The 12,657-nt window shown below is 55.3% G+C and carries 7 protein-coding genes; 5 read left to right on the top strand and 2 right to left on the bottom strand.

Features of this window, described 5'->3' with window-relative positions; all coding sequences use genetic code 11:
- Positions 1–32: 32 nt before the first annotated feature.
- Both P2R09_RS11650 and P2R09_RS11645 read right to left on the bottom strand, forming a co-directional pair.
- A complete protein-coding gene (locus P2R09_RS11650; protein WP_275769860.1) occupies positions 33–1,577 on the bottom strand; it encodes a methyl-accepting chemotaxis protein in 1,545 nt (514 codons plus the stop codon).
- A gap of 183 nt (positions 1,578–1,760) precedes the next feature.
- Positions 1,761–3,347: a PTS transporter subunit EIIC gene (locus P2R09_RS11645; protein WP_275769858.1), complete on the bottom strand. Its 1,587-nt coding sequence runs from the start codon at positions 3,345–3,347 to the stop codon at positions 1,761–1,763.
- 260 nt (positions 3,348–3,607) lie between these two features.
- Here P2R09_RS11645 and P2R09_RS11640 point away from each other — a divergent pair, with 260 nt between their 5' ends.
- From P2R09_RS11640 to pdeR, 5 genes are all read left to right on the top strand, one after another.
- Positions 3,608–5,911, top strand: a complete 2,304-nt coding sequence (locus P2R09_RS11640) for an FdhF/YdeP family oxidoreductase (protein ID WP_275769856.1) — start codon at positions 3,608–3,610, stop codon at positions 5,909–5,911.
- 112 nt (positions 5,912–6,023) lie between these two features.
- On the top strand, positions 6,024–7,958 hold the full coding sequence (locus P2R09_RS11635) for an exoribonuclease II (RefSeq protein ID WP_275769854.1): 1,935 nt from the start codon (positions 6,024–6,026) through the stop codon (positions 7,956–7,958).
- A 201-nt stretch (positions 7,959–8,159) separates the two neighbouring features.
- Entirely contained in the window at positions 8,160–10,229 is a 2,070-nt protein-coding gene (locus P2R09_RS11630; RefSeq protein WP_008925270.1) for a carbon starvation CstA family protein, read from the top strand.
- Entirely contained in the window at positions 10,222–10,512 is a 291-nt protein-coding gene (locus tag P2R09_RS11625; RefSeq protein WP_275769851.1) for a CstA-like transporter-associated (seleno)protein, read from the top strand. Before P2R09_RS11630 ends, P2R09_RS11625 begins: the two co-directional genes overlap by 8 nt.
- Positions 10,513–10,671: 159 nt before the next feature.
- Complete coding sequence (gene pdeR / locus P2R09_RS11620) at positions 10,672–12,657, top strand: cyclic di-GMP phosphodiesterase (RefSeq protein WP_275769849.1); 1,986 nt, start codon at positions 10,672–10,674, stop codon at positions 12,655–12,657.

Below are 12,657 nucleotides of genomic sequence, written 5' to 3'. Positions count from 1 at the left end.
GCGCTGCATACACTCAGCGCAGAGTGGGCTGATTAATGCGTTGCCAGCCGGAAGGTGGAGACCGACTGCGTCAGATACTGCACCTGCTCTTCCAGCGAAGCAGAGGCCGCCGCAGACTCCTGCACCAGCGCCGAGTTCTGCTGAGTAACGCTATCCATCTCGGTAACGGCCTGCTCAATCTGACCGATGCCGCGACTCTGCTCATCAGAGGCCGTGGAGATATGCTCCATTAGCAGATTGACGCGGCTGACCGAGGAGATAATCGCGCTCATTGCATCACCGGTCCGGCTGACCTGATCAGAACCGGCATGAATGATCGAAACCGATTCTGCAATCAGCCCTTCAATCTCTTTGGCTGCGGTGGCGCTGCGCTGGGCAAGATTACGCACTTCCCCTGCCACTACCGCAAAGCCACGTCCCTGCTCACCTGCACGGGCGGCTTCAACGGCTGCGTTCAGCGCCAGAATATTGGTCTGGAAGGCGATGCTGTCGATGACGGTCGTGATCTCTTCAATCTTCTTCGAGCTGGCATTGATCAAAGACATTGATGTCACCACTTCCTGCGAGACTTTTTCACCGCTCTCCGCATTCTTCACCGCTTCACTGGTCAGACGGCAGGCTTCAAAGACGTTTTCGGTATTCTGTTTCACCGTCGCACCCAGTTGCTCCATGCTGGCCGCCGTTTCGGTCAGTGCGGCGGCCTGCTGTTCGGTACGCGAGGCAAGATCGATGTTACCCGCTGCAATCTCCTGCGAGGCGGTGGAAACGGAGCGGGTTGAATCACGCACCTGAAGAATAATGGTGGTCAGCGCACTGCGCATCTGCTCCAGCGAGCCCATCAGCAGCTGAATTTCACTGCGTGAACCTGACCTGACCGGTACCGTGGTATCCAGAATGCCTGCCGAAATCAGTTTGCAGTGTTCCTGCGCTTCATTAAGCGGTGAAAGTACGTAGCGCTTCATAAAGATGTAAATGGCAATAATAATGGCAAAAAACAGGACGCCAAACAGCCCAAGCAGCGTAATGCCGGTGTTGAAGTGACTCTGGGCATCGCTGTTCAGCTTTTTAGCATACGTTTCATGCTGGGCCAGCACCCGATCCAGAATGATTTCGTACTGGCGATCAAGGCGAACCACGTTAGGGATCTGACTTTTAAAGCGCGCCTGATCATGCGCCTCAGCGGCATCAATTAAGGGTTGCAGTCCCTGCTGACGATAGGCCAGATAAGCCTGACTATAGGCGTAAGCTTCCGCTTCTTCGCCCGGCAGACGCGGCGCATTCATGTAGGCCTGAAATGCGGCATCCGCTTTACCGGCTACGGTCCGCACACTGTCCAGCGTGGCGGGATTGTTTGCGTCGCTGCCCTCAATCTCCTTCATATATTCCATCAGACGGACACGCAGCGTTCGGCTGTGGTTGATCGGGTCAATCACTGAGAGCACCACACGTATCTCTTTGTTAACCGCATTCAGGGAGTGATTGCTCTGGATCAGGAGCCAGGTACTGATTGCCACGCTGGTCAGAAACAAGGCCAGCAGGAAGGAAAATATAATCAGGGAGGATTTTTTTAACGACATTGCGGTGTTCCAGTAATGAAGGGATTAATCGCTATATCGGCAGAAAGAGGTGCCCCATTAGGGTAAGGTTTTTTTTAGTTACAATAGGCGGGTGGGCAGTGGTCAGCGTCTCCACCAGGAATGGTGCAAACCGCCCGCTGCACCGGGCGGTTGACGTGATGATCACGCCTGAAATGGGCTGGGTTACGCAACACCCAACGCCATTTTTACCTCATTCGCGATCTTCTCAACCTGCGGGCCATAGATCACCTGAATGTCGTGCTCGCTGACACGATTAACACCGTTCGCACCGGTGCTCATCAGCGTCTGATCGACCACCTGATTCATCTCTTTAACCCGAACCCGCAGACGGGTAAAGCAGCAATCGACATCCTCAATGTTGGCCTGCCCACCCAGTCCGCTAATAATCACCTGAGTGCGTTCATCCGCGGTGACCTGTTGCGGTTTCTCATCCTCTGACTCCCGGCCCGGTGTTTCCACATTCATTCGGGTAATCACCAGCCGGAAAGCGTAGTAGTAGATCGGCGCATAGATTACGCCCAGCGCAAGCGTCCACCACCAGTGGGTTTTCGCCCCACCCAGCATGCCGAACACCACCAGGTCGATGACGCCGCCCTGCACGTTGCCGATCATCAGATGCAGCATCGACATCAGCATAAACGACAGGCCGGTCAGGAAAGCATGCAGCAGATAGAGCACTGGCGAGACAAAGATAAAGCAGAACTCAAGCGGTTCCGTAATGCCGGTGGTAAATGAGGTCAGTGCGCCCGCCATCACCAGCGCTTTGACCCGCTGTTTGTGTTCAGGCCGCGCGGTGTGATGGATCGCCAGCGCCGCCGCGGGCAGGCCAAACATCATGACCGGAATCTTGCCCTGCGCCAGAAACTGCGTGGCGGTGCGCAAAGTCTCATCGGGGATCGACCCCGGATGGGTCAGGGAGGCGTTGAAGATGTTCAGCGCGCCGACAACCGTCTGGCCATCGACCACGGCCATGCCGCCGATAGGTGTAAAGCGCACGGTTTCATTGAGAATATGATGCAGGCCGGTGGGGATCAGGATGCGCTCAAAAGCTCCCAACAGAAAAGCACCATACTGGCCGCTTTTGCCAATCATCTGACCAATCCAGGCGATGCCATTGCCAATGGTCGGCCAGATCAGCGCCAGTAACACGCCAATCAGCGGCAGACACACCACGGTAATGATCGGCACAAAACGCCGTCCGCCAAAAAAGCTGATCGCCGTGGGCAGTTGCTGCGTGTAAAAACGATTGTGCAGCGCCACCGTGATCAGTCCGGCAATGACCCCACCCAGCACGCTCATGTTGTAGGTGAAGACACCCAGCATGTTGATGTACTCCGCCGAGGTCATCATGGCGGTGGTCTGATCCATTCCCGCCTGCTGCAGGGCTGCCGGTGTGGTCGTCGCCGCCGTAATCCCTTTCGCCGCCAGCGTGGCGCTGATGCCGACGTTCATCACAATGTAGCCAATCACTGCGGCAAAGGCGGCCGTGGGTTTTTCTGCTTTTGCCAGGCCAATGGCACTCGCTACCGCAAAGAAGACAGGCAGATTAGCAAAGAGCGCGCCCGCCACTTTGCGAATAAAGCCAATGATTATCTGGGGAACCTGCATCTGCGCAAAGGCATCGCCGGTCACCGCCGGGTTCTGCATCGCCGCCGCCAGTCCGAGAAAAATACCGGCGGCCGCGATGACTGAGATGGGCATCATCAATGCTTTGCCAAACGCATGGATCTGGCTGGTCAGCTGTTTCATGGCGTCACGCTCTCTCTGATAGTGAACAGCAAGTATTAGCCTGTTGTCAGTAGAACTCCCGTTATCGGCCGGTTTAAGGCGGGTAAAATCTGAGCACCATCACATTTCAGGCCTGTGCACGATAAACGCCAGCTATCGCACCATTATGTCAATCAATTAGACAAGGTATAACGATAGCTGCAGACTTCCTTTCACCATCAGGCTATAACCTGATAACAAACACCAAACAATAATGCCTACTATAAAAGCCTGCACTCACTATGAAATTTAAACGCCAAATCAAACCCTATCGCGCGGCTGCGGGCGGCTGGGGTTCTCTGGAAGCCACCACGCGTTTCGTGCTTGACAGCAAAGCGGCCCTGAAAAACATGCGCAACCTGATGCGCATGAATAAAGCACGCGGTTTTGACTGTCCGGGCTGCGCCTGGGGTGATGACAACAAAAGTACCTTCAGCTTCTGCGAAAACGGGGCCAAAGCGGTCACCTGGGAAGCGACACGCCGCATGGTCGACACCGACTTTTTTGCTAAACACAGCGTAACCACGCTCTATACCCAGAGTGATTACTTCCTGGAGTATCAGGGACGTCTGACCCATCCGCTGCGCTACAACGCGGAAACTGACCACTATGAGCCGATCAGCTGGGAAGATGCGTTTGCGCTGATCGCGCAGCACATCAAGGCGATGGATCATCCGAATCAGATGGAGCTTTACACCTCCGGTCGCGCCAGCAACGAAGCCTCCTGGCTCTATCAGCTGTTTGGTCGCCTGATGGGCACCAATAACTTTCCTGACTGCTCGAATATGTGCCATGAAGCCAGCGGCACCGGTCTGAAGCGCAGTATTGGCGTCGGTAAAGGCACGATTCGTCTGGATGATTTCGATCACGCCGATGCAATTTTCGTCTTCGGTCAGAATCCCGGCACCAACCATCCGCGTATGCTGCACAGCCTGCGTCATGCTGCCGATCATGGTGCGAAGATCGTCACCTTTAATACCCTGCGCGAGCGCGGTCTGGAACGTTTTGCGGATCCGCAGAAACCGCTGGAAGTTGTCACCTCAAAAGCGGGTAACATCAGCTCGTCTTATTACCAGCCCAATCTGGGTGGTGATATGGCGGCGGTGCGCGGCATGGTGAAATCCCTGCTGGAGACCCATCGCGCGCGTCTGGCAGCCGGTGAAAGTGGCCTGTTTGACCAGACCTTTATCAATGCTAAAACCAACGGCATTGAGGCCTATCTGGATGCGGTGGATAACACCAGCTGGATGCAGATTGTGGCGCAGTCTGGCCTGACGCAGGCGCAGATCCGTGAAGCGGCGGCGATTTACCAGAGTGCTGACCGGGTGATTTGTACCTGGGCAATGGGCATCACCCAGCACAAACACTCGGTAGACACAGTTCGCGAAATCACTAACCTGCAGTTGCTGTTTGGTCAGCTGGGCAAAAAAGGCGCAGGCCTCTGCCCGGTTCGCGGTCACAGCAACGTGCAGGGTAACCGCACCATGGGGATTGATGAGAAACCGGCTAAAGCCTTCCTGGACGCGCTGGGTAATCATTTCAATTTCGAGCCACCGCGTGCCGCGGGCCATAACACCGTTGAAGCGCTGAACGCGATGCTGCGTGATGAAGTCAAAGTGCTGATCGCGCTGGGTGGCAACCTGGCTGCCGCTGCACCAGATTCACCGCGCACCGAAGAAGCGATGTCACGCTGTGGTCTGACTGTGCATATCAGTACCAAACTGAATCGCAGCCATCTGGTGCCGGGTCATGAAGGGCTGATTCTGCCGACGCTGGGCCGCACCGAACGCGATCTGCAGGCGACCGGCAATCAGTTTATTACCGTGGAAGACTCCTTTAGCATGGTGCACGCCTCAGAAGGGATTGGTATTCCGCTGGCGGAAACACAGCGTTCTGAGACCTGGATTGTTGCCGGTATCGCGCAGGCGGTGCTGGGTGATGAAAAAGTGAAATGGCGCGAGCTGGCCGGTGATTACAACCTGATTCGTGAGCATATCGCTGCAACGATTCCGGGCTTTGCCGACTTCAATGCGAAATGTGATATCCCCGGCGGTTTCTACCTGGGTAATGCCGCTGCCGAGTTGCGCTTCAATACGCCGAGCCAGAAAGCAGAGTTCAATGCCGCGGCGCTGCCGAACTCGCTGTTCCCGAATCTGGATCAAGAGGTCCCTTTCACTCTTCAGACGCTGCGTTCACATGACCAGTACAACACCACGATTTATGGCCTTGATGACCGTTACCGTGGCGTGTTTGGTCAGCGCGAAGTGGTGTTTATCAACCCGGACGATATGACAGACCTTGGCTTCACCGAAGGTCAGAATGTCGATATCGAGACACTCTGGAATGATGGCATTACCCGTCGCGTCAGCGGCTTCAAACTGGTTCCCTATAATATTCCGCGCGGTAACCTGGCGGCCTATTACCCGGAAACCAACCCGCTGGTGCCGCTGAACAGCTTTGGTGATGACAGTGGCACACCGACCTCTAAGTCGGTGCCGGTGAAGCTGGAACTGTCAGCGGCACTGCCTGAACAGCGCATTGCCTGACCTCCCTTTCACTCCTCTCTGAAAAGCCGGTTCGTCCGGCTTTTTGCCTTGCCGCGCGCCGCCGAATCGCGTAAAACTGTCAGCCGCAATCAGGCCACGAAACGTAAAAATTATGTTCCAGGATAACCCGCTGCTCGCGCAGCTGAAACAGAAGCTCCATTCGCAAACGCCTCGAGCTGAAGGCGTCGTTAAAGGCACCGAAAAAGGCTTCGGCTTTCTGGAAGTCGATGCGCAGAAAAGTTACTTCATTCCGCCCCCGCAGATGAAGAAAGTGATGCATGGCGACCGTATTACCGCTGTGATCCATAGCGATAAAGATCGCGAAAGCGCTGAGCCGGAAACCCTGGTTGAGCCGTTCCTGACCCGCTTTGTTGGCCGGGTGCAGAAGAAAGACGATCGCCTGTCGATTGTGCCGGACCATCCCCTGCTGAAAGATGCAATCCCGTGTCGCCCCGCACGCGATGTCAGCCATGAGTTTGAAAATGGCGACTGGGCAGTGGCAGAAATGCGTCGCCATCCGTTAAAAGGCGATCGCGGCTTCTATGCCGAACTTACCGATTTTATTGTCAAAGCTGATGATCATCTTGCTCCGTGGTGGGTGACGCTGTCGCGTCACAACCTTGAGCGTGAAGCACCTGATGTCAGCTTTGGCGAGATGATGGATGAAAACCTGACGCGTGAAGATCTGACCGCGCTGGATTTCGTCACCATCGACAGCGCCAGCACCCAGGATATGGATGATGCGCTCTATGCAGAAGCACAGGACGACGGCACCCTGCGTCTGACTATCGCTATCGCCGATCCGACCGCCTATGTGGCGGAGGGCAGTCAGCTTGATAAGCTGGCGGCACAACGTGCGTTTACCAACTACCTGCCGGGCTTTAATATCCCGATGCTGCCGCGCGAACTCTCTGATGATGTCTGCTCGCTGCGTCCGAATGTGCGTCGTCCGGCACTGGCCTGCCGCGTGTCAGTGGCAGCCGATGGCACCCTGGGTGATGACGTCGAGTTCTTTGCTGCCTGGATCGAATCTAAAGCCAAGCTGGCTTATGACGATGTCTCTGACTGGCTGGAAAACAGCGGCACCTGGCAGCCAGAAAGCGAGGCGATTGCTGAACAGATTCGTTTGTTGCATCGCCTTTGCCTGGCGCGCAGCGAGTGGCGTCAGACCCACGCGCTGGTCTTTAAGGACCGCCCGGATTACCGCTTCCTGCTCGGTGATAAAGGCGAAGTGCTGGAAATTGTGGCTGAACCTCGCCGCATCGCTAACCGTATCGTTGAAGAGTCCATGATTCTGGCCAACGTCTGCGCGGCAAAAGTGCTGCGTGATCGTCTGGGCTTTGGTATTTACAATGTGCATGCCGGTTTCGATGCCACCAATGCTGAACAGGCTGCGGCGGTACTGGCGAATCACGGTATTACCGTGGATGCGCAGGCGATCACCACTCTGGAAGGTTTCCGTGTGCTGCGTCGTGAACTGGACGCCCTGCCGACCCAGTTCCTTGATAGCCGGATCCGTCGTTTCCAGACTTTCGCTGAGATCAGCACCGAGCCCGGCCCGCACTTCGGTCTGGGTCTGGAGGCTTACGCCACCTGGACCTCACCGATTCGTAAGTTCGGCGACATGATCAACCATCGTCTGCTTAAAGCAATTATTCGCGGTGAGTCGATCGCACGTCCGGATGATGCGGTGACGGTAACGATGAGTGAACGCCGTCGCCTGAACCGGATGGCGGAACGTGACGTTGGTGACTGGCTCTACGCCCGTTATCTGGCGCCCTTTGCGGCTACCGATCGTCGTTTCAGCGCCGAGATTATCGACGTGTCGCGTGGCGGCATGCGTGTTCGCCTGGTCGAGTTTGGTGCCGTTGCCTTTATCCCGGCACCGTTCATTCACGCGGTGCGTGATGAGCTGGTCTTAAGTCAGGAGAATGGCAGCGTACAGATCAAAGGTGACGTGGTTTACCGTGTGACTGACGTGATTGATGTCACCATCGCCGAAGTCCGCATGGAAACTCGCAGCGTCGTGGCCCGGCCCGCCGTCTGAATGTCGCGTGTATAAGCGCTGACACAAGCGGGATAACGCTGGTTATCCCGCCCTTTCCCGCCCCGTTCTGATTGCAAAAAAGTTAAATTTGTACCCCGCTTCACACTTCTCCACTGATTAACTTTCACTTACATTCCATTACATTAAGTTTAACTCGTTGTTTTCGATCGCTTTCCTCTCGGTCCTCACAAGGAGTTAGTCATGAAAAACGTCAAAACCAGTGTGATCTGGTTAGTGGTGGCGTTAATCGGCGCGGGCGCTTTCGCCATGCTGGCCCTCAGCCGCGGCGAACACGTCAATGCAGTCTGGCTGGTGATAGCCGCTGTCGCCTGTTACAGCATCGCTTACCGCTTCTACAGCCTGTTTATCGCCCGCAATATTTTTGAACTGGACGACCGCCGGATGACACCTGCCGAGCGGCTGAGCGACGGGCTGGATTATGTTCCCACCAATAAATGGGTGCTGTTTGGCCACCATTTCGCGGCCATTGCGGGCGCCGGTCCTCTGGTCGGTCCGATTCTGGCCGCGCAGATGGGGTTTCTGCCCGGTACTATCTGGATTCTGGTCGGGGTGATGCTGGCAGGCGCGGTCCAGGATTTCCTGATCCTGTTTATTTCAACACGCCGTGATGGCCGTTCGCTGGGTGAAATGGCGCGGCAGGAGCTGGGCGCATTTGCCGGTGTCGTGACGATGCTCGGCGCGCTGGGCGTGATGATCATCATCCTGTCGGCGCTGGCGCTGGTCGTCGTGAAGGCACTGGCGAACAGCCCGTGGGGGTTGTTCACTATCGCGGCCACCATTCCGATTGCGCTGTTTATGGGCGTCTACATGCGCTTTATCCGCCCCGGTAAAATCGCCGAAGTGTCATTGATTGGCTTTGTGCTGATGATGGCGGCGATTATTTATGGCGGCGACGTCGCACAACATCCGTACTGGGGCCCCTTCTTTACCCTGAAAGGCACCTCGCTGACCTGGGTTCTCGTCATCTATGGCTTTATTGCTTCTGTGCTGCCGGTCTGGCTACTGCTGGCACCGCGCGACTACCTCTCCACTTTCCTTAAAATTGGCGTGATTGTCGGCCTGGCGGTGGGCATCGTCTTTGCCATGCCAGAGATGAAAATGCCAGCAGTGACCAAATTTATCGACGGTACCGGTCCGGTATTCTCCGGCGCGATGTTCCCGTTCCTGTTCATTACCATTGCCTGCGGGGCAATCTCAGGCTTCCATGCGCTGGTCTCCAGCGGCACTACGCCAAAACTGGTGGAGAGGGAGAGTCATATCCGCTTTATTGGCTATGGCGCGATGCTGATGGAGTCTTTTGTGGCGATCATGGCGCTGATTTGTGCCTCAGTGCTGGATCCCGGCGTCTATTTTGCTATGAACTCACCTGCCGCACTGATTGGTACCACCGTTGAGAGCGCCTCTCAGGTCATCAATGGCTGGGGCTTTGTGGTCACGCCAGAAATGCTGAGCGGCATCGCCCGCGATGTCGGTGAAGGTTCCATTCTTTCTCGCGCAGGCGGCGCGCCTACCTTCGCCGTGGGAATGGCCCATATTATTACCGAGATCTTCAACAGTCGGGCGATGATGGCATTCTGGTATCACTTCGCCATTCTGTTTGAAGCGCTGTTTATCCTGACCGCGGTTGATGCCGGTACCCGCGCCTGCCGCTTTATGGTGCAGGATCTGGTGGGAACAGTGGTGCCTTCTATGGCGAACAACCGTTCCTGGCTGGGTAATATGGCGGGCACGACTGTCGCAGTTGCAGGCTGGGGTTTCTTTGTTTATCAGGGCGTGGTCGACCCGCTGGGCGGCATTAATACACTGTGGCCACTTTTTGGTATCGGCAACCAGATGCTGGCCTCGATGGCGCTGATTCTCGGGACTGTGGTGCTCTTCAAAATGAAAAAGCAGCGTTACGCCTGGGTGACGATTCTGCCGACCGTCTGGTTGTTTATCACCTCAATGACCGCGGGCTGGCAGAAAATCTTCCATGAGAAACCTTCTATCGGCTTCCTGGCGCAGGCGAATAAATTCCGCAAAGGGCTGGATGAAGGCGTGATCATCGCGCCAGCAAAAAGCGTGGCGGATATGCAGACTATCGTGTTCAGCAATCAGATTAACGCCGCGCTGTGTGCCTTCTTTATGCTGGTGGCGGTCACCATGCTGATCTCGGCATTCTTTGTCATTCGTCGTGCGCTGAACAGTTCGGTGCCGACCACCCGCGAGACGCCGGTAGCAATGCGCAACAAGGAGGTGCGCCATGTCTGATGCCATCCATCAGGTCCACCGGCCGCACGGTGACTGGCAGATTCTGCACTGTAACGTGATTGCTGCTTCTCCGCCGCAGAGGTTTAGCTGGCGGGGATTCTGGCGCGGCCTGCAACAATGTTTTCGCTTAATGGTCGGGGTGCAGGATTATCAAAAATATCTGCAGCATATGCGACAGCATCATCCCGGACAGGCGCCGATGAGCGAGCGCGATTTTCACCGTTATTGCCTGGATGCCCGCTTCCCCAGTCAGGCCGGTAAACTGGGCAAATGTCCCTGCTGAACGCACTGAACAGCCCCGCACCGTCGGGGCTTTTTTGTGCCATTCTTATCTGGATGGGAAAATATATTTGGTTTGCATCTTGTGCTTGCCTCAGATGATGAATACTGTTGCTAAAATAATGAGATAACGCCTGCAGAGCACTTCCCGGAGGAAGTTTCCATGACCGATGAACAAGGGCAAACGTTGTTGTACACCCTTTTTGGTACAACCAGCCCTCATTGGCGTCTGACCGCGGACAGCGATGCGTTGCATTTTGCCGAAGATGAGTCGTCACAAACTAATATCGCCCTGCCGCTGACACCCGGCCAGGCTGCAATGATCCGCGCAATGCCCGTCATCACTTCAAGTATCAATCTGACTATGTCCCTGCAAGGCATTGATGTGCCAATGCATTTTGTCGGACGTAAAGTGAACCAGGCCTCCTGGGCCGGAACCGCTTCTGCCTGGGGAGATACGTCGGCGGTCGCCCGTGACCTGACCCTGGGCCTTTCATTCGCCGAACAGGTGGTTTCTGAAGCTAATTCAGTGATAGTTATCCTCGATCAACGGGGCAATATTCAGCGTTTTAACCGCCTGAGTGAAGAATATACCGGTCTGAATGAACATGAAGTTATAGGCCGAAATGTCTTTCAGTTGTTTATGACCCGGCAGGAAGCCTCACAGTCGCGGCGCAACATTGCAGGCTTCTTCCGTGACGGTAACTCGTACGAGGTGGAGCGCTGGGTTAAAACCAAAAAGGGCCAGCGACTGTTTCTGTTTCGTAATAAGTTTGTTCACAGCGGCAGCGGCAAAAATGAAATTTTCCTCATCTGTTCTGGTACAGACATTACTGAGGAGCGACGTGCCCAGGAACGCCTCCGGGTGCTGGCAAACACCGATACGGTCACCGGTTTACCTAATCGCAACGCCATTCATCAGCAGATTAGCCTGGCGCTGGAGCGCGCCGAGCATGATGAGACTGGTGTCGTCTATCTCGATCTCGATAATTTCAAAAAAGTGAACGACGCCTACGGTCATATGTTCGGCGATCAATTACTGCAGGCGGTTTCTCTCGCGATTCTTAGCTGTCTGGGTAAGGACCAGACGCTGGGTCGTCTGGGTGGCGATGAGTTTGTGGTGCTGGCTGAACACACCAGCCAGGCTGCGCTGGAGGCGATGTCCTCCCGCATTCTTGAGCGCCTGCGACAGCCTTTCCGTATCGGACTGATTGAAGTTTACAGTGGCTGTTCCATCGGTATCGCTTTCGCACCGCTGCATGGCGAAGATAGAGAGAGCCTGATTCGTAACGCGGACACCGCGATGTATCACGCTAAAGAGAATGGTCGCGGCAAGTTCTGTGTCTTTGCCGCCGAGATGAACCAGCGGGTCTTTGAGTATCTGTGGCTGGACACCAACCTGCGCAAGGCGCTTGAACTCGATCATCTGCTGGTACATTACCAGCCTAAGATTGATAGCGATGGACAGGTTCGCAGCGCCGAGGCATTAGTACGCTGGAACTCACCAGAGCGTGGTATGGTTTCGCCCGCAGATTTTATTCCCTATGCCGAAGAGTCAGGGCTGATTGTGCCGCTGGGACGCTGGGTAATGCTCAACGTGCTTCAGCAGATTATCGTCTGGCGTCAGCAGGGTATTTTCCTGCGCGTCGCTGTCAATGTGTCTGCCCGTCAGCTGCTCGACCAAAGTATCTACACCGATCTGAAACAGGCACTGCATGAGGCGAATATCACTGATTGTCCGATTGATATTGAGCTCACAGAAAGTTGTCTGATTGAGAATGAAACTGAAGCGCTGAAGCTGATGAAACAGTTTCAGGAGCTGGGCGCACAGGTTCATCTGGATGATTTTGGCACCGGTTACTCTTCGCTTTCTCAGCTCGCACGTGTGCCGATCAATGCGATTAAGCTCGATCAAAGCTTTATCCGCGACATCAATAAACAGCCGGTATCACAATCGCTGGTGCGTGCAATCGTCGCCGTCGCGAAGGCGCTTGATTTGCAGGTGATTGCAGAAGGTATTGAGACGCCGGATGAAGAGAAGTTCGTGCTTAAAAGTGGTGTTGATGGGCGTCAGGGTTACTATTACGCAAAACCAATGCCCGCGGAACAATTTGGGCATTGGCTGGCTAAGCATCCTGCCCGCGTTTAA

This window comes from Pantoea sp. Cr_R13 (assembly GCF_029222565.1).
Classification (GTDB): domain Bacteria; phylum Pseudomonadota; class Gammaproteobacteria; order Enterobacterales; family Enterobacteriaceae; genus Pantoea; species Pantoea eucalypti.
Note: the sequence above shows the minus strand (reverse complement) of the source record. Positions and strands in the feature narration are given on the sequence as shown.

What these genes read in the sequence shown, in the direction of transcription:
- P2R09_RS11650 (WP_275769860.1), bottom strand. Translation starts at nt 1,577, where the DNA reads ATGTCGTTAAAAAAATCCTCCCTGATTATATTTTCCTTCCTGCTGGCC.
- P2R09_RS11645 (WP_275769858.1), bottom strand. Translation starts at nt 3,347, where the DNA reads ATGAAACAGCTGACCAGCCAGATCCATGCGTTTGGCAAAGCATTGATG.
- P2R09_RS11640 (WP_275769856.1), top strand. Translation starts at nt 3,608, where the DNA reads ATGAAATTTAAACGCCAAATCAAACCCTATCGCGCGGCTGCGGGCGGC.
- P2R09_RS11635 (WP_275769854.1), top strand. Translation starts at nt 6,024, where the DNA reads ATGTTCCAGGATAACCCGCTGCTCGCGCAGCTGAAACAGAAGCTCCAT.
- P2R09_RS11630 (WP_008925270.1), top strand. Translation starts at nt 8,160, where the DNA reads ATGAAAAACGTCAAAACCAGTGTGATCTGGTTAGTGGTGGCGTTAATC.
- P2R09_RS11625 (WP_275769851.1), top strand. Translation starts at nt 10,222, where the DNA reads ATGTCTGATGCCATCCATCAGGTCCACCGGCCGCACGGTGACTGGCAG.
- pdeR (WP_275769849.1), top strand. Translation starts at nt 10,672, where the DNA reads ATGACCGATGAACAAGGGCAAACGTTGTTGTACACCCTTTTTGGTACA.